The organism is Pradoshia sp. Z4_20, from assembly GCF_058216035.1.
In genome coordinates, this window is record NZ_JBZAJD010000005.1 from 143,471 (window position 1) to 163,104 (window position 19,634).

17 protein-coding genes and 1 riboswitch are annotated in these 19,634 nt (G+C 31.7%); of the genes, 4 read left to right on the plus strand and 13 right to left on the minus strand.

Annotated features, from left to right (window positions below; translation table 11 throughout):
* The first annotated feature begins 174 nt into the window (after positions 1–174).
* Positions 175–495 carry a hypothetical protein gene (locus AC4BHP_RS13170; protein ID WP_490552695.1) on the plus strand — a complete coding sequence of 107 codons (321 nt, stop codon included), beginning with the start codon at positions 175–177 and terminating at the stop codon, positions 493–495.
* 378 nt (positions 496–873) lie between these two features.
* Here the strand turns inward: AC4BHP_RS13170 and galU are convergent, their stop codons facing one another.
* A complete protein-coding gene (gene galU / locus AC4BHP_RS13175) occupies positions 874–1,752 on the minus strand; it encodes a UTP--glucose-1-phosphate uridylyltransferase GalU (protein ID WP_490552697.1) in 879 nt (292 codons plus the stop codon).
* A 221-nt stretch (positions 1,753–1,973) separates the two neighbouring features.
* Between galU and AC4BHP_RS13180 the strand changes: the two genes are divergently transcribed.
* The 3 genes from AC4BHP_RS13180 to AC4BHP_RS13190 all read left to right on the plus strand — a co-directional run bounded on the left by AC4BHP_RS13180 (position 1,974) and on the right by AC4BHP_RS13190 (position 3,986).
* Positions 1,974–2,423 carry an acyltransferase family protein gene (locus AC4BHP_RS13180; RefSeq protein ID WP_490552700.1) on the plus strand — a complete coding sequence of 150 codons (450 nt, stop codon included), beginning with the start codon at positions 1,974–1,976 and terminating at the stop codon, positions 2,421–2,423.
* On the plus strand, positions 2,420–3,010 hold the full coding sequence (locus AC4BHP_RS13185; RefSeq protein WP_490552701.1) for an acyltransferase family protein: 591 nt from the start codon (positions 2,420–2,422) through the stop codon (positions 3,008–3,010). The genes AC4BHP_RS13180 and AC4BHP_RS13185 overlap by 4 nt, the downstream gene beginning before the upstream one ends.
* A 736-nt stretch (positions 3,011–3,746) precedes the next feature.
* Positions 3,747–3,838, plus strand: a riboswitch (cyclic di-GMP riboswitch).
* A gap of 16 nt (positions 3,839–3,854) precedes the next feature.
* Entirely contained in the window at positions 3,855–3,986 is a 132-nt protein-coding gene (locus AC4BHP_RS13190) for a hypothetical protein (protein WP_258188215.1), read from the plus strand.
* Between the two features lie 864 nt (positions 3,987–4,850).
* Here the strand turns inward: AC4BHP_RS13190 and AC4BHP_RS13195 are convergent.
* From AC4BHP_RS13195 to AC4BHP_RS13250, 12 genes are all read right to left on the minus strand, one after another.
* Entirely contained in the window at positions 4,851–6,170 is a 1,320-nt protein-coding gene (locus tag AC4BHP_RS13195) for a UDP-glucose dehydrogenase family protein (RefSeq protein ID WP_490552703.1), read from the minus strand.
* Between the two features lie 111 nt (positions 6,171–6,281).
* Entirely contained in the window at positions 6,282–7,355 is a 1,074-nt protein-coding gene (locus AC4BHP_RS13200; protein WP_490552705.1) for a glycosyltransferase family protein, read from the minus strand.
* A gap of 52 nt (positions 7,356–7,407) precedes the next feature.
* Positions 7,408–8,796 (minus strand): sugar phosphate nucleotidyltransferase, encoded by a 1,389-nt coding sequence (locus tag AC4BHP_RS13205; protein ID WP_490552707.1) that lies wholly within the window; start codon positions 8,794–8,796, stop codon positions 7,408–7,410.
* 249 nt (positions 8,797–9,045) lie between these two features.
* On the minus strand, positions 9,046–9,603 hold the full coding sequence (locus tag AC4BHP_RS13210) for an acyltransferase (RefSeq protein WP_490552709.1): 558 nt from the start codon (positions 9,601–9,603) through the stop codon (positions 9,046–9,048).
* Between the two features lie 105 nt (positions 9,604–9,708).
* Positions 9,709–11,262: a lipopolysaccharide biosynthesis protein gene (locus AC4BHP_RS13215; protein ID WP_490552711.1), complete on the minus strand. Its 1,554-nt coding sequence runs from the start codon at positions 11,260–11,262 to the stop codon at positions 9,709–9,711.
* A 46-nt stretch (positions 11,263–11,308) separates the two neighbouring features.
* Positions 11,309–12,727 carry an O-antigen polysaccharide polymerase Wzy family protein gene (locus AC4BHP_RS13220; RefSeq protein ID WP_490552713.1) on the minus strand — a complete coding sequence of 473 codons (1,419 nt, stop codon included), beginning with the start codon at positions 12,725–12,727 and terminating at the stop codon, positions 11,309–11,311.
* Positions 12,728–12,753: 26 nt separating this feature from the next.
* Complete coding sequence (locus AC4BHP_RS13225; protein WP_490552715.1) at positions 12,754–14,022, minus strand: glycosyltransferase; 1,269 nt, start codon at positions 14,020–14,022, stop codon at positions 12,754–12,756.
* Positions 14,009–14,767 (minus strand): acyltransferase, encoded by a 759-nt coding sequence (locus AC4BHP_RS13230; protein ID WP_490552717.1) that lies wholly within the window; start codon positions 14,765–14,767, stop codon positions 14,009–14,011. The genes AC4BHP_RS13225 and AC4BHP_RS13230 overlap by 14 nt, the downstream gene beginning before the upstream one ends.
* Before the next feature lie 24 nt (positions 14,768–14,791).
* Positions 14,792–15,928 carry a glycosyltransferase gene (locus AC4BHP_RS13235; protein WP_490552719.1) on the minus strand — a complete coding sequence of 379 codons (1,137 nt, stop codon included), beginning with the start codon at positions 15,926–15,928 and terminating at the stop codon, positions 14,792–14,794.
* Positions 15,929–15,943: 15 nt separating this feature from the next.
* Positions 15,944–17,059, minus strand: coding sequence for a glycosyltransferase family 4 protein (locus AC4BHP_RS13240; RefSeq protein WP_490552721.1), 1,116 nt, complete (start codon positions 17,057–17,059; stop codon positions 15,944–15,946).
* 74 nt (positions 17,060–17,133) lie between these two features.
* A complete protein-coding gene (locus tag AC4BHP_RS13245) occupies positions 17,134–18,204 on the minus strand; it encodes a glycosyltransferase family 4 protein (protein ID WP_490552723.1) in 1,071 nt (356 codons plus the stop codon).
* 116 nt (positions 18,205–18,320) lie between these two features.
* Positions 18,321–19,577, minus strand: a complete 1,257-nt coding sequence (locus tag AC4BHP_RS13250; protein WP_490552725.1) for a glycosyltransferase family 4 protein — start codon at positions 19,575–19,577, stop codon at positions 18,321–18,323.
* Between the last annotated feature and the right edge of the window lie 57 nt (positions 19,578–19,634).

Consider the following 19,634-nt stretch of genomic DNA (forward strand, 5'->3'; position numbering starts at 1 on the left):
TTCAGTTTTTTATTGCTATACAATTAATTCTTTTTATTTTCCTGAAAAAATATCCTATCTCTATCGCAATAACTATATCGAACACACCATTTCACATGTTAAAAAACTTGCTGATATCGCCTATTCAGACCGCAAACATCGTGGTACTATTTGGAAAAGATTAAGAGGTGATCTATGAAGCGAATAGGGATTACAGGTGTAACAGCTCTACTGTGTATTGGATTTTTAGTCTATGGGAATAACCATTATTATGCGGAAATTGAGGAGACCCGTGCAGAAGCGTACAAGCAATACACGGAGGATCAGGCAAACCAGAGCTTAGAAAAAGCACAACTCGAAAAGGAACGAAAATCAATTAATGACCAGCAGCAAAAAAAGCTAAAAGAAGCCCAAAAGGTGATCAAAAAAGTATACGATGATTCGAAGCATCAAAGCACTGAATTAAAAGGGGTACTACAGGACCTTACTCCTCTAATTGAACCAAAAGAAGACTGAACTGACTAGATTTTAGAGTGTTCAGTCTTTTTTCTGTAAAAAAGAATCTGTCCTTTTACCTATATTCAGGACAAAAGGATTATTTTAGAATTAGAAGGGAATATATATTTTATATATTGAACAAAAAGAGGTGCTAAAATGATACTCCTAAAACATCTTTGGTATGAATATAGACTAAAACGCCTTATCAATAAAACAGTTTCCTGTACTAATCCCGATATGAAAAAGGATTTAAACAAAAAAATTTATGACTTACATTTAAAGCTTAACGATATCGAGAAATTTTATATTTCAGGTGAACAATCCAATGGATAATCCATTCATATAGATGGAGTAGAATTGGAATACGCTCTGACCATTCTACTCCATAAAACCAACTCATCTTCTCTCCGTTTCTATCAGCCGAGCAATATATTTTAGAACGTCCTCTCTTAGCTCTTCATTTTTCAAAGCAAAATCAATCGTTGTCTTGATAAACCCTAGCTTCTCACCTACATCATATCGTTCCCCTTCAAATTCATAGGCATAGACACGCTGGATTTGATTGAGCTTTTGAATCGCATCGGTCAATTGAATTTCACCACCCGCTCCTATTTCCATTTCACCGAGAAAATCAAATATCTCTGGCTTAAAAATATATCGCCCAATAATAGCCAGATTAGAAGGTGCAGTTCCTCTCATCGGTTTTTCTACAAAACTGCCTACTAGATGACAACGCCCATCCACCTGAATCGGATCAATAATCCCATATCGATCGGTTTCTTCTTCCGGAATAGATTTTATACCAATAACCGATGAATCAAGTTCCTCATACTGTTCAATTAATTGAAGTAAGCACGGCTTATCATGAACTACGATATCATCACCAAGCAATACAGCGAACGGTTCATCCCCGATAAAATTACGAGCACACCAAATGGCATGGCCGAGACCTTTCGGTTCCTTTTGACGGATATAGTGGATATTCGCAAGCTCTGAAGGCTTTTGTACCTCCTTCAATAAATCGAATTTACGCTTCTCCTTTAAATTTTGCTCCAATTCATAGGCATAATCAAAATGATCCTCAATCGCTCTCTTTCCCTTACCTGTTACGATGATAATATCCTCAATCCCGGATGCAACGGCTTCTTCAACTATGTATTGAATGGTCGGTTTATTTACAATTGGCAGCATTTCCTTCGGCATGGCCTTTGTTGCAGGTAAAAACCTTGTTCCAAGACCTGCTGCAGGTATGATTGCTTTCCTGATTCTTTTCATACAAATCTCCTTTGCCCATTCTTATTATTATAGAGTTAAATAAAAGTCCTCGATAACTATCTCAGTATTGTAAAGTCATTACTAAACTTTCTAAAAGTTTTATATACCTTACAATTTTTTAACTACATTCACCTTTGTTTCCATTCATTTCACATTTAACTTTATATACCTACCGATGAATGATAAAATAATACAGACTTTATTGACTAGGTGGTAGAATCATGATTAAAGAATGGAATTTACTGCGTGTTATTGCTTGTCTAAGTATCGTTTTATTACATTGTACTACTCAAATTGGCAGAAGTATTGGCTATCCCGAGATAACAAACTATCATTTTTATAGGATGCTATTATGTTATGCTACTCCAACATTTATTGTTTTATCGGAGATTATTTTGGCCAATAGGTATCCATCTAAGCTTCCTCAAAACTTTTGGATGAAAAGATTAAAGTTTATTTTTATTCCTTATTTAGCCTTCGCTTTAATTGATGCATTTGTAACGTTTTATTTAAATCCAAATACAGACCTTCCAGAGAAGATCATTAATAATGCTATATTCGGCAGATATGAAGGATATTTTATACTGATTATTTTCCAATTTTATATTCTTCATTATATTGTAACGAAGTTTAAGCTTTCTATGGTTTGGATGATACCCTTAAGTATATGATAAGGCTAAATCCAGAGCTTTCAGCACAATATGGAATGACTATACACATACCTTTTCTTGCTTGGTTTGCTTACTTCACTATTGCATATGCTGTGGGTAAAAATTATAAAATTGTTTCAGAGAAGTTAATGAAGTATAGATGGATGACGGTGCTTCTATTTATTATCTCTTTAGCGGTTATGTATATTTCCTATGAATCTGGAAATACCAGCGTATCATCTAAAAGATTCGATTTATTATTATTTGTTATAGTTACAAGTGCATTGATCCTGGCATGGGGTCAAAAAATACCGAATTATCGTATTATCAATATAATTAGTAATTATTCATTCGGTATCTATTTAATTCATTGGCAGGTCCAACGGCTTGTAGCACCATATATTGCTGGTTTCTTTGATCATACATCAACGAGAGTATTAGCCTTATTTTTTGTTTCCTTGCTAATCAGTATGAGTCTGATCAAACTAATTTCACTCTTACCATTTGGCTCTTATATCATTGGACAATTGAAAAAATCAGCACCTAAACAAAATTCTAACGGTCAACCAGTCACCTCTACCTTGCAAGCTAGAGATAGAATTTCATGATTTAAAGCTATAACTTCAAGTTGAATATAAAAATCATAATTAATAGTATGATATAATCTTCTGCAGACTGCTGGAATTACTTTTAGCAGTCTATTATCGTCGGGTAGAGGTAAAGTTTTCTCTCTTGGTCTCCCGGGAAAATATAATGCATAAATTCAAGCTCAGGGGGTTTTTGCCTCTTTTAATAAATCAAATTTACCCTCTTATATATTTTATTCCAAGACCTGCTGCCTATTTTCCTGATTCTTATATATATCCTTTCTCATCGTTTTTATTTTTCATCTTATATAACTAATACTACATATCCCATTCCATCCCTCTAAAAAAACAAAAAAACATCCAGACCATTTCCAAATTCCCGAGAGAGCAGGATGTTCAATAAGCTTGATAATTAAATCTATGTAAGCTACTTTACTTATGTTCTAGCAGGTTCTGCGGCAACGGTTACTGAAATGTTGCCGGATTGATTCATCCATTTATTATGGGAGCTTTCCGGAAGATTGAGAGGAAATGCCATAAAGACAGAACAGAGTAATCAATGACTGTAAGTAATAGGAGAAGAGGATTATCCAGAGTTTAGGTGGATTTATCCATTTGAAGAACCAGTATTGACAGTTAATTTTAAATACTGCTATTGTTTAAGTTGGTATAATTCTTAAAATTTTCTTCTGTTTTTTGACAAAATGCGACTTTGGTCCCTGTTTTATATTTAATACATTTTGTACCATTATATTAAACGTCGAAAAAGCAAAGCTAGCGAAAACTAGTGACGCAAAACTAAAGGGACTAAGGCTCGTCTCATGCTAGCTAAGTCAGCCAGTTACCAAAACGAGGAGGCACGAAATTGAATTACTATCAAACTCCTGAGGAAATGTACAGAAAAAGAAAACTAAAAAAGACTGCAACCTATGCAGGCCTAATTGTAGTAGCTGTTGGAATCATTTTAGGATTACAAGTGCTGCTATACAATATGTAAAAAAAGAGTGGAACTATGGGTTCCATTCTTTTTTATGTTCATTCATCTTTTCTTTTGATACAGGAAGAGGGTTTATCTACGTAGCAATTTTTCATACACATATCTTATAATGAATGGCCAAAATACCTTACATAAAAAATATCTAGAATAAAAGATGAAATTTGAAAGCTCTTTTATATCTTCTTCAATATCCTAGTTTAAAATCCGAGGTTCCTTCTTAGAAGACATCGTGAATTTATTTTTAGTAGTATTAGTGTTGGGGGAGTATTTTTGAGGCATTTTATAGTAGAAAAGTGGAGAAATTGTTAGCTTTTTCTCCACTTTTTGAAACACTCTTTATTTATTAAGAAAATAAAATAATCAACTTATATAATTCTCCGTAAACCATTGTATGTCTTGATACATTTAGAGAATTCTGGGTTTAACTCCTATCCTAGTCTTTTGAATTAGCGCAACACCCAGCTGTTATTTCCATTAGAATTTCCTTTATTATATTTTAGAATCTAAATTTATCAGAATTTTATTTTTGTATTAAAACATATTTAGAACTATGTTTATGATTTGTCTAAGGTGAACTTTATCTTTAAGTTAATTCTATTTGTCGAAAAGTTTTTAAATCCCTGTTACTCTTCACTTTACTTCTCAATTTAGTTATATAGCACACAGAACATAGTATAAATTGTAATTGAACTTAAATAAGTTGTGCATTGAAGGAACATGGAAATCTCTTAGTTGGATTGGTATGGGGAACTTCATTAAGTATCCTGCTATAGATTAAACTTCTTGGTTAGACATTAATTACAGGTTGATTTACATACAAAAAAAGCAGACTTGATTTTAAATAAAATCAAGTCTGCTTTAAGATTAAACAAGTGCAGTTTCTAAATTGTTTACAGTTTCTCTACCAATAGATTCATAAAGTACATTCGCTTTTTTAGCAGAAGTCAAAGCATAGCAGTTACGACCATCAAGGATAATTGGGTTCTTCATTAACTGGTTATACTTCGCTAAATCAAACTCTTTAACTTCATCCCATTCAGTAAAGATAAAACAAATGTCTGCATCTTTAAGAGTTTCTTCTATTGAGTTGCAGTACGTAATTTCATTAGGATATATCTTCTTATAGTTATCAACACCAACTGGATCCCATGCTTTTACTTTTGCTCCATCCTCAAGTATCAATGGAATACTTACTAATGAAGGTGCTTCTCTTAAATCATCCGTTCCAGGCTTAAACGTTAACCCTAACACCGCAACATTTAACCCTTGTAGATTATTATAATACTTACGTGATTTCTTAAATAACTTAAGTTTTTGATTCTCATTGACATCAATCGCAGCCTTAACTGTTTTCAACTCAGTATCATGGAAGTTTGCTATCCAATGTAATGCCTTTGTATCTTTAGGGAAACAGGAACCACCATAGCCAATCCCAGCATTTAAGAAACGATTTCCTATACGACCATCAAGGCCCATACCAAGCGCAACATCTTCAATATCTGCTCCAATGGTTTCGCATAGGTTCGCAATCTCATTAATAAATGAGATTTTTAGTGCCAGAAAATCATTGGAAGCGTATTTAATCATCTCTGCGCTCTTACGATTTGTCACAACGATAGGTGCATTAAAGCCTTTATAAACCTCTTTTAAAACCTCCGCCGCGTAATCTTCTTCAGCGCCAATTACAACTCTAGAAGCTTGTAAAGTATCACGAACTGCTGTCCCTTGCGCTAAAAACTCTGGGTTAGAAGCAATATAAACATTGACGTCATGAACTAAATTGCGTTTAATCATTTCCTCAACCTTATCGTTCGTCCCAATAGGTACAGTGGATTTCACAACAACTACACAGTCTTTTTCTATACTCCGAGCAATCTGCTCAGCTACTTCATAAACATAGGTTAAATTAGCGGATCCATCAACTTTTTCAGGAGTACCTACACCGATAAAAATCACATCAGCATCTTTATAAGCTGTATGATAGTCAGTTGTATAAGTTAACCGCTTCATATTTTTCTTCATTAATTCTTCTAAACCAGGTTCATAAATTGGGGAAACTCCTGCTTCCATGATAGCGACTTTATTTTCATCAATGTCTACACAAGTAACAGAATGACCATGCTCTGCAAGACAAACACCTGTTACTAAACCAACATATCCTGTTCCAGCTACTGCAATTTTCATATTGCTCACCTCATATTTATGGATTTTAATCTTGTTACTCACTTATATTATACTATACTAATATAGTGATTTTCGGCAGTAGTGTATCACTATTAAATGTATATATAGCTACTATTTCATTAACTTGAGTATTCCCTTTGCCACTCTACCAGCCTCATTACTAAACTTGTTATCTCTTATATTTGTTGATTCATATAGTTCCTTTATAAATTCAGACTTAACTTCGAGGGATTTAAAATCATCCCATTCAATTGTCTTACATAAATTACGTTCCTTTAAATACTGAATGGTATTTCGATCCTCCCTCATTGATGATCTGTTAACGAGCAATAATGGGGTATTGGAGCACAACGCCTCCCCTACCATTCCCCAACCGGCCTTTGATATAACCAGATTGGATGCTGCTATATAATTTTGTGTCTCGATGTAGTTAATTGGTACTTGATAGACATTTTTTCGGAATACATTAACATTAGTGGACACAATGAAAGATACATTTGGACTATCCCAAATAGGTAGACTTTCAAGTATATCAAGGTCAATCTTCATACCAAGTCCTAGAAATACTATATTATTTTTACCTGTAGGGTTAATTAACTGTTGAATTCGGTTAACCTCTTTTTCATCTATAACTCTTGAGAAAAAACCAAAGTCCTGAATTTTACTATTCCATGGCTCTTGACTGCCCGCTAGCGCAAAATAATGATTCATTTTTCCATAAATTTCATAAAAAGAATTTAGCTCTTTTTCCTCGATCAATCCCTTATACGCTGTATACCATGTAAAATTAGATAACCCAATTGAAGGAATGCCTGATTTACTTGCAGCATCAATAGCCAGTGGAGATATATCTGTTATGACCAATCTAACATTATTGGCTTTCAAGAAGTCACCCTCCGCCGTTACCTTGGCCCCCCAATCAAAAAGATAATTCTTATATTCTTTAAACAACAAACTCCTATCAGGATATATTGAGTTTTTTTCTAAAAAGAATCCTACATCTGTTTGAATGCGTCTATAAGTGACCCGTTTACTATGAAGTGAACGCTTAATAAAAGATAGTGCAAATGAATGGCAGACAATAATTTTTACCTTAGGGTTTTTCAGTAGTTCCCTAATAACTGCTATACTCCTCGAAGCATGACCATATCCATAATCTGAAATATAGTAGGCGATGGTTTTCAATTAAATCTCCTCACACTAAAAAGGGAAAGAACTGCCATTCTTCCCCAATGCGTTATATAATTACTTTTGCCTTTGATTTAGTAAAGTGTGTAATAACCTCATCCCACTCAAAGCAAAGGCGAGTAAAATCCTCATCACTAATTCCAGCCCCTGTTTGTACCTCAACAAACTCTAGTTCAGAGATTGCTTTAATCCCATGTTTCTTTCCTGCTGGAATATGAATAATGTCCCCTGCCTTGACCCAAGTGATATAATCATCTAATGCTAGTTCTCCCTCACCACGAACTATTGTCCAAACTTCATCACGTAGATTATGGAAGTGATAACTAGAGTTTTTACCTTTATAAATACAGATCCGTTTTGTAACCATCTCATTACCGTCATTATATTTTGCGTAATCAAGTACTCGAGACCAACCCCAAATTCTTTCTTCGTACATTGGCGGTTGGTTAAAACCACCAATTAATTCTTTAATTTTTGGGCTAGATGCTTTATCAGCAACTAGAATACCATCAGGACTGGCAGCTACAACAATATCTTTTGTTCCTAAGACTGTTACTGGAATATCAAGTTCATTGATTAAGTGAGTGTTAACTGAATCTTCACTTAAAACCCCCTTACCTATTTGAGATGTTGCCATCTCTTCAGTTAGAGTATTCCACGTCCCTAAATCTTTCCAATCCCCCTCATACGGGAGAGCAACAATATGTTTTGCCCTCTCTACCACCTCATAGTCAAAACTGATTTTGGGAAGATTTTTATATTCTAGTACTAATTTTTCATAACTAGTAGATAAACCTTTTTGGTTTAAAATGTTAATGAGGTATTTTAACTTAAATGCAAATACTCCACAATTCCAAAGTGCATTGATATTTATGAGTGCTTGAGCTTTTTCCTCACTTGGTTTTTCTGTAAAATAATTGACAGTAATATATTTATTATTTTCAGTATTTTCTTTAGGAACAATGTAACCATATTTTGAAGAAGGATAGGTTGGCTTTACACCAACTAATGCTAAATCTGCATTGGTATCAACTAATACATTCTTTAGTTCCTTTAATTTTTCGAAGAAACTATCCTCAACATACGGATCAACCGGGAGTACCACAATAACCTCATCTTCTGTAACCTCATTTACTGAATATAAATAAGATGCTGCTAGGGCAATTGCAGGGAATGTGTCACGTCTCTCAGGTTCAATAATTAATGGTACATCCATACCAACCTGGCTTTGAATCATATCTCTTTGCATTTTTGACGTTGCAATAATTGAGGAATCAGATAGACCAACTTTTTTCAGTTGGCCCCATACCCGCTGGACCATCGATTGATTTTCTTTTTTATTATTCTCTAATACTTTTAAAAATTGTTTTGATCTAGTGTCATTTGATAAAGGCCATAATCGTTTACCTGAACCACCAGAAAGTAATACAAGTCTCACCTGTATCCCTCCCCCAAAAATATATCTTAAACTAATAAAATAGGTGTCATTAATCGCCAATTGTAAGCAGTTGGTAAAGATATTTTAATCGTAAACTATGTCACGGTAGTTCATTTTAAAGTAATCTTAGTTCTTGCAGACTGATTCTAATCATTTTTGGGATTGAAAACTGTATTACTTAAACTGCATAAGAGTTTCGATATATTATCCCTAAAATCACTTTCTATCTGTGTTAAAACCATTAAACATTTACTGATCTAGGGTTTTAACTAGTTTCCCTGGATTACCAACAATCACACTGTTGGGTGGAAACTTACCACTTACTACTGCTCCAGCCCCAACAACAGTTCCATCCCCTAACTCTGTCCCTTTTAAAATAATAGCGTTACAACCTACGAAGCAATTTTTTCCAATTGAGATTGGAAGCGCACCAATCTTCTCCTTAATATCAGCATTTCTAGCTGCTATCTCGATTGGATGAAAATCATTATCCAAAATCTTTGCATTTCCTCCAATCATGGAATTTTCTCCAATTTTAATTGAAGATCTAGCATAAATAGTAGCTCCAGAAATCCCTACGTTATCACCAATTTCAATTTTCGAATCCGGTGTTCTGGTTACAATAATAGTTCGAGAATATAAACCAACTAAATTTGATAAAAAAGAAGACTTAATGACAACATTATTTCCGAATATCATAGTCGCTCCACTTTTATTATAAATAACCGGGCATCCCTTTAAAATTAAACCAGCACCAAATTTTATATTAAAAAGTTTCATTACTATTTTAAAGTAATTTGAATTCATTGAACTCCCTCCAAATAACATAAATTGCACGGTTTAGCTTTAAACGAATTTCTAATAAGACATCTATCAGTATTTTAGATTTTGAAAAATTTATATTATGATTGTTTAAAGACTAGCTTTATTTTTTAAAATCTTCTTACTTACATTTCTAACCAACTCAAATAAACATTTAAACTCCTTAGTTCTGCCAAAAAGTAATACAAAGAATAAGTTAACAAATATTATGCATGCAATTAAGGAAATTATAAAATTAAGAATTTGATTGTTAAATTCGATATACGAACATAAGATGTTCAACAAAAATCCACATATTACTGTGGCTGTTGAATATTTAAAAAAATCGATAAAGTAGGATGTCGCAGATTCATTAAACCTTTTATTGTAAATAACAAAAGGTTCAAACCAAAAATTAGTTGTAATATTACTTATAAAAGTGCCCAAAAGCACGCCAAAAATCCCCATTTCCATAGGGCCTACAAAGATTAAAGAAGCCACTAGATTAATAATCGCTTCAGCAATATTCTTCCATTTAACATCATTAAACAATCCATATGTGTCTATAAAGACCAATTGCGTATTTCTAATTAGGCGCATATATAAATTAACACATATAAATAAGGCAATTGATGTATCAAGCAGATAAGAGGAACCAATCCATATAATAATAAATTTATTAACGAGAATATATAAGGATATACTGCTAAATCCAATTATCCAAAAATTCATAAAAAACATTTTCTTAAAAACTTCTTTTGACTTTTCCTGGGATTCAACTGCCACTAAATTTCCTACACTACCTGTTAAGGCTTCAAAAATTTGTGTAAATACACTTCTAATTATAGTTGTAAAGACTATATAATTGGAATAATACCCCAAATGAACCGTGCTAACAAATTTTGATATCAAAATACTATCCGTTGAAGTTACAACTGCTGAGCTAAGTTTACTAACAAACATTGCTTTTATATTCTGCACAATAGTATTTTTACTAGCCTTATCCAACTTTTCATTTCTATATAGTCTTAAATACTTATAGTTCCGGTCAACATAGAAAGATATAGCTATATTATTTATTATGGTACATAAAAGTTGAACAATTAAATAACCAATAAAACTATTAAAATAAACGAGTATAAAAATCTGCAACAAACTTTGGATACCGATCGTAATTATATATATAATCGATGATATGTGGGTATTCTGAGTGGCAATAAGAATACTCTTTTTATATATAAATAAATAGGAAAATGTTGTATTAAATAAATAAAGTATATATATAATTGGTAATTCAGGCATATTAGGTAAATCAGAAATAAAGAAATTAAGAAATGGAGTGATACATAATCCAACTACTGTAATAAAAAATCCAATTAACAGATATAACTTTCTATATAGGTTTAATAGTGCACTTACTTTCCTATAATCCCTAACTGCTATGGGCTTATACATGGAATAAGTTATAGCTGTACCTAAACCCAATTCTGCTAAAGACAAGATTGTTAGAATATCACTAAATAAGCCTGTTAAACCTAAATAATTTTTTCCTAAAGTATAGATAAAAATTGTTCTAGTAGCAAAGGATGCTAAACTATATACTAATTGGCTGATTATTGCTAATGACATATTCCTTATGGACTTACTTGTTCTTGAACTGCTCATAATTACTCCTTATGCATATAGTGCTGTATATTATGTGGATTGTTTTTTATAATTTCCTGGAATGCTTCTGTATAATTATTCTATAAAATACATACAACATCACAATCGCCATAATAAATGTAAATGAAGTGACTACAGAGATGAATGCTAATGCGCTATCTCTAGGAGCATAGATTATTCTGTAAGCGAATAGTAATGACATGACCGCAAAAATAATATTCTTTGAATAAAACTTTGGAATTTTGGCCATTAGGAAAGCATAAAGGATATTTATTAATACTACCCCTGTATAACCAAAATCCTTGAATAATTCCGCCATATATGTCGACCCTAATCCTACTCCTACTAAGTAATGAGAAGGATCTGATATATACGAGATAGCATTACCGAAATTATTACCCTCTAATGCAGCCTCAGCCGTAAAGCCAGAATATGTCTCACTATTACCGATTAAGAAATCAGATATAAAATTATTAGTAGCGAACTCAATTAACCAACCAAATGTATAATACTTATTCTCTGGAAATTCATGTTGATGTTCGATAGTTTCTGCAAGTATCTTTGAACTATTTCCTTGTGAATCAAAAAAGCTAATAAACATTTCCCCTAGACCTTCTGCACTGTTAGAAGCCCGGTAATACCCCCAAAAGGAAAAGAATAAAACCAATGTCGGTATTGCTATTATTAAAAATCGCTTATACTTCTTATTAATCCATTCACCCTTTTGGACAGCATATAATTCACGTATAGGGAAATAAATTAAAAATATTAAACAAATCCTTAGTGCTATTGGGTTACGTTGACCATATCCTAAACACAAAATCCCTATAAGTATATAAATTAATATAGGCCATTTCACTTCTTTTTTATTTGGCGAAGATCCTAAAAATGCAAAAAATGCAATTTCATTAATCGTGTTTATTTTTGCAAAGATACTTGGCAAATTAGTTGCATAATCAACATAATATGCTGCATAACCATTAACATGTACAAAGAGCACTTTTTCCAAAATATATATTATTGAAAAGGGAACCGATATCCAAAATAATGCTCTTGCTGCTTTTTTAAAGATTTCTTTATTTATGTTATTTCCATTTAAGCTAATTTTTTTATTACTAAAAAATTTAATTTTATGATTTTCAAAAAGGTGGGTAAATATTCTTAATGTAACTAAAGATAATGTGATTATTTGGTAAACCTTAAAGACAATTGTTGATGAATAATCTAAACTATATGATCCCTCAAATAGCCAGTTCATTGTCATTCTACCCATTACAAATAAAAAGAAAGTTAAATGAAAAACAGTAAAAATAAATCTTAAACGCAACTTAACAAAACCATGACATAAATTAGAAAACCAAATTAAATGAAACGCAATAAAAAGTAAACCAATCTCATGAGTTAAGGTTGCTATTGGCCAAAGCAAAAGCCCTATTCCAAATGTTGTAAATGATAATATCGCCAATATATACAATTTCCTTAATACCTTTCTTACAATTTGTAGTTAAGCAGATTTACAAAATCTGTATAGTTTACAACTGAATTGTATTTTTCCTTCCAAATACGCCTTGATTCAATACACATTTCAAAATATTCTTCTGAACTCATGCAGTATATGTCTTCAAAAATCTTAGTCAAATGATCTATATCAAAATCTTTATCCAATAGAAATCCATTTTTAGAATTGACAACAATTTCTCTAGTTCCACCAACATCTGTAGCAATGACAATTTTCCCAAATGACATTGCCTCCATTATAGATACTGGCACACCTTCATTTTCACTAACATTAATAAAAACATTAAAATCTTCAGATGCATATATTTCAAGGATCTCTGTATTTGTTCTTGGACCTGCCAAAATACATTCTACTAATGGATTATTTAAATTTTCTATAGCAGTTCTAATCTTTTCATAATCATCACCATCGCCATAATGGGTCCACTTTATAGGTACTTTTACATTTTTAAGTGCTTTAACAATTAAATCAAGTCGTTTTATTGGTCGAATCCAGGAACATGAAATAACTTTTAAAGAATTCTCCTTCGGCGAGAATCTCTCTCCTTTATCCAAAGTCCCCAATCTCATTACTTTCACTTTTTCTTCAGGAAGATTATAAGTTTTTTTAAGATAATTTTTTCCATCATTAGATATCGGTAATATCAAGTCAGCATTCTTAAAAATAAAGTTACGCATTGGTATATAGTTAGTAGGATCCGCATACTCATATATATCAACACGGTGACATCTAGTGACAAATTTATCAATTATGTGTTTTTGTATTTTTGTTTTCACTTTTGCCCCAACATAAGCATCCAAATTCATCCAATATGAGTACAAAACAATATTATTTTCACCTTTTTTATTTCTATTAATATCCTTAATAACAATATCACTACAGTATATACCTCTCATTATAAATCTAATTGCTTTAGAAAGGTTTATTAAAGTAAGACGCTTGCTTTTTCTAAGAATTTTAATCTCAGTATATAATTCTTTTGCAAGTAAAGCTTTAATACCATACTTTAGGATGAGACCGACCTTTTTAAAATCCCCTACATCTAAATAATTCAACTCAACATTAGGTTTCTTGTAGATGCCTCCTATATTACTATTTCTTGAGGTTGCATAAACAGGAACAATTATTATCTTATCAAAACCATAAAGAAAATCTACCTCCGACTCCAGAAAAGATTCTCCGACCTGATATGGATAAAATGCATTTAATACATATAATATTTTTCTTTTATTTATACTCAAACTCCTCCCCCGCTTCCTTTTGAATCTCTAAAGCTTCTTTTAAAAACTCTTGGTAATCACTATAAATAGGGCTAGTTTTTAAAAATGATTCTAAAATTTCTTCAGAATTATCACCATTCAGATTAATATTTAAATTATTTTGATGTATGTGGCTAACATCTCTTTTTAAATAAAGTGGAAAGAATGCATCCATATTCCTAATTGTTGGCTTTTGATTATATGTGTCATAGTAGGACTTGGCAAATAGTTTAGCCTCTTCAACATACTTGTTTTTTCTAATTTTATAATGTTCATCCAAGGTACGTACAATTCGTGCGGGGTTACCTGCAATTACTACATTATCTGGTATAATGCCACTAACCACACTACCTGCGCCGACGATTACATTATTTCCAATTTGCGTTCCCATAAGTATTATCGAGTTCATTCCTATAAAAACATTATCTCCTATTATAGTTTCACCCGCTTCGCCTATTATATCTCCATACGATCTTCTGAGGACAGAACGACTATAGTCATGAGTTAGGATGACAGTTCCTTTGGTTATTTTACAATATTCTCCAATCTTAAGCATCCATGGGCGTTGTCTATCTATTGTTTGTGATTTAGGATCATAAAAAATAGTCCCTTTACCGACTTCTATACCTTCAAGTCTCAATAATTGATTAAAGTCCTCAGGTTTTGCATATCTTGATAATAATTTAATCTTAATTTTTAACCATCTTAATTTTAAAGAAGTTTTCATGAATCTAAACTCTCCATTTTTTGATTATTCTATATCAGACTTAAAGTAATCAATTACGTCTTGTAATGTAATTTCCATATCACATATATTTTTAGAAAGGTTTCGTATAGTTGGTGCTAGATACCCGTTCGATTCTTCGAAGAATAAATTATTATAAAAAGAAATTAGTTCGTTAATATTTATCGGAGAGTCATCATTAGGTACCCTAAATACAAAATTTCGATTACCATTCTCATCAAAAGCATCCACAAAATATGAGGAAATCATAGGTAGCCCTTTTGCAGCATACTCCTTTGTTTTTAAAGTACTTTCTTTCTCAAGTTTAATTCTATGAATCGCAAGAGAATTAACTGCAATATCAGCATTTTCATATAGAGTATCGAGTTTATCACCCGTGCAATAACCCTCTAATAATACGTGATCTTTTAATTTATATTTACTAATCAATGACCTATAACCTGCAACAGCTGGCCCATCCCCAACGATATGAAACTTAATATCAATATTTCCACCATTTGAATAATAATGATGTAGGCCCTCAATAATTCTGTCGTAACCATGACATTCATAACAAGTAGCTACAGCAATTAAGATTATCTTATTTTCTTTCTTTATTCTCATAGGGGGCAAAGATACCTTATCAAATACGATACCGTTTATTGTATTGATTGTCTCCACTCCAAATATTGATTTATCGTCAGAGTACGTAACAATTCTATTAACATACTTTTTAAGTTTTTTTCTATAGTATAAATCTACAATAGCGATTGCTAGATTCTTTGCTGACTCCAAAACATTTCCGTTATATGGATAAGTCGGAATTTCAGTGACAATTTTAGTACCTGAATCTTTTAAGGTCTTAAGTAACATTATAAATTTACGTTCACTTTTAGGATATCTAATATAAACATAACTGTATTTCTCATAAAGAGCTATATCACTTATGAAATCATATAATTCAAAGCGCCTATGACCACCAGTATATTTTTTTATATTACTGCCTTGTCCGTTTAAAATTTGTATTCCTTCTGAACTATAAGAAACCAAATGAGTATCAAAATACTTTTGAAATACACTAAAATGATTCAAAACCTTTTTTGCAACCCCGTCTGGTTTATGAAAATCAATATTAACTGGCGCTATATATATAAGTTTTTTCATTTCAAAAATTTTCTCCTATGGATTTCTCGATAAATATATTTTATTTAATAGCTTATAATGTACATCTGCCATGTTCTCTATGGTATACTTTTCTATCATTTTTAAACTATTCATGGACATTTCATCTAAACTATTATCCAAAAGGATTTTGTTTAACAAAGTAGAGAATATCTGTGAGTTTTCATTATCCGATATCACATACCCATTAAATCCTTTTTTCACCAACTCAGTTCCAGCTATGCACTTGTCGGTTGTAATAATTGGAAGCCCATTTGCCATTGCTTCATTAATTACTAATCCCCATACATCATAGCGTGTCGGTAATACAAATAAGTCAGAAGCCTTAAAATAAGGGATTAAGTCTTCTTTTTTTAGAAAATCAATAAAGTGAACATGCGAAAGACCCAAGGCTCTTTGTATACCTAAATACTCCTTGGTAGGTTTACCTCCAACAATATAAACTCCAATGTTTTTATCTATTCCTTCACACGCCTTAAGAAGGATATCGAATCCTTTCCTAGGGATAAACTGACCCACTGAGAGAACAATTTTTTCTTCTGTCATTCCTAATTTATTTCGTAACATTCTTTTTTCTGTATCAGATGGGGGGATTTTCAATATTTCTTTTTCATTTATAGATGTAAATGGATAGGTAAAAACTCTTTCAGGACTTGCACCATAATAAGTAAGATAATTTGTCGTAACTTTTCCAGTACTCAACCATGCGCTAGCTGAAGATAGGAAGTACTTCTTTAAATAATATTTGAGAAAAGATTCTTCTTTATTAACAAAACCTCCATCAGTACTTATAATGAATGGTATCTTCTTTACCTTCATATAAGTTATTGCAACCATCGCAGTCAAAGTGCTATACATTCCAATTATGATATGATCGTAATTTCGGTTTATATGCTTTAATATTTCTAATGTAAAAGAATTCTCAGCCCCAACTTTATAGCTATCCAAATAAATCTCAGTAAAATTATTATCTCCTTTTATATACCATCTTGAATCTCTATCACTTGCAGCTCGTCTTTCATAAATTACTGTTAAATCACACAATTTACCGAGTTCCGAAAAGAATTTAACCCTATACGGTGATGGTAAATTGGTTAAATAAAGAATTCTCATTACAGTTTTCTCCGTTTTCTTCATGATTTCTATACTAAACTATCTATAAACTAACCTTTTGCGTGTTTATAACATTAAACCTTGTTAAAGATATTATTTAAATCCTCAATATATTTTTCCTCAGAAAAATCTGCAAGCATCTTTCTTCTGTTATGGATCAAAATATCAGTAACCACATCTTTGTTGCTAATTTCGCGAATTATTTTCCTATATAGTAATTCAATATCAAGGTTATCTTTATCGCACATTATCATTTCATCTTGATTAAGTATATCTAGAATTCCTGGGCAATTAGTTGATATTACTCTTAATCCATTAACGGCTGCTTCTATTATAGAAATAGGTTGACCCTCATTTTTACTTAACAATATAAAATAGTCACATTCTCTAAGTAGTTCTTTTTTTTCTTCTCCAAGAACAATACCTTTATACTCAACTGTATTTTCCAATTGATTTTCATTTATAAAATTTAAGAATTCTTTTTTATCATTTTCGTTAAAAAATTTACCAGCAAATACAAATTTTAACCTATTTTCCTTTTCAACCCTCACCCTTTTAGCAAGCTCTAATACGCTTTTATAACCTTTATCTTCCAAAAAATTACTTAGATATAAAATTTTTAACTCATTTTTATTTTTAAATGTATGGACCTTTTCATTGAAAGTGCAATTATCAATAATAAATTGCTTATCAACACAATTTTTCACAACTTTAATTTTCCTATCGTCTATTATGCCTGAAAAAATATATCTTAAAGATTCTCCTAATACAATCGTACAATCAACGTTACTTAGCAACCTGTAATTGGCATTTTTTTGAAGATTACCAAATTGATTCAATAAATCTCTAAATGCCCCACCATGTAAATGTATAATAATCCGCTTTTTTTTCATTTGAATTAATTTCAAAATAATTAAGTCTCGAATATTTCCAAACTTACTTTGAGATATCGTAAAGTAATATACATCTAGATTACTTATCAATATTTGTGCGAATCTCCATAGAAAAAACTTATTATTTGATATGTCGAATTTTGTTAATTTGTAGTTTGATTTAATAGACGAATTAACTAAAGTATCCAAAGCCTTAGATAAACCATGAACCGGTGGAGGGAAATGACCTATAATGCCTACTTTTTTTTTCATAAAAATACCTCAAAGTTATTCATGTTAAAATTAATACACCAAATATAACTCCTAATATACTGAATTCATTATTTTAATCTGATTATCCAGCGGACAACCTTTTTAAAAAAAATCCTTTAACTACTCTTTATTTCTTCGATATACTTTTTAATAGACAAATCTTTAGTAATATTGTCAACTAGATACTCTCTTCCACGATTCCCCATCAATGTCTGTTCAGGACACCGAATATTATCTATGAACCATTTAAGATTGTCTGAAACTTTTTTATAATCACCAGGATTACAAACTCGACCACAAGACGCCTTTTCGATAATAGCTCTTGCCTCAGATCCTTCCTCCAATAAACCTAAAACCGGTTTTCCAGCTGCCATAATGCCATAAAGCTTGCTCGGAACACTTATCCCCTTAATTCCCTTGGCATTCATACACCAGTGGACATCTCCAGCGTTCAAACTATAAATCAAATCAGATTTATCTTGATAAGGAATAAAAACGACATTATTCAAACCCCATTTTTCCTTATATTGGATCAACTTATCCCGAATAGTACCCTCTCCTACAAATGCGAAAACAACATCTTTTCTATCTTTGTACTCTTTTAATATAGGCATTAGATTCTCAAGATCATAATATAGACCTAAGTTACCCGAGTACATAATAATATATCTATTTTCCAAACCATACATTTTTTTAAATGATTGTACCTTTTCATCATCTTCGGACAGAGGATAAATTTCCTGTTCGTTAATCCAATTATTGATAAAAACGGTATTTGGGATTTTTTTCTTATTTTTAAATCTCTCCTTCAAAGTCACTATCATATCACGACCTACAACAATGACTTTGTCAGCTTGTTTACAACTAAATTTGTCTAGCCACATCATCATTTTTAAAACTAATTTATTATTACTATAACCAACAGCTATAGTTTGCTCAGGATTAAAATCTTGAATATTATAGATATATTTTGCTTGCTTTATCCATTTTCCCCAAACGCCAATTAGACCTCCCAAAATAGGTGGTTGAGAGATAGAATAAACATAATCTATCTTTCCAACTTTAAATGTCCCAATCATAGCTCCAAAAAAGTATGATACAATATTCTTAACTCTGCTAATTTTTTTATCTTTTGTAAACTCAGGTACACGAATTCGAACAACATTTACTCCATTTATATTTTCTTCATAAAAAAATTTCCTTTTATATTCCGCTGAAATCTTTCCTGTATATGAAGGAACGACACAGATTACTGTTATATCAAACTCATTAAGCATACCTTCTGCTAATTCTTTTAATATTTGACCAGTCGATGCCACATCTGGAGTATAGTAGTGTGCATATATCAAAAGCTTTTTTTTTATAATTCCCATCTTTTCACCTTTTTATATAATCCCTCAATCCAATTGAATTTATAGAAATTAATTATT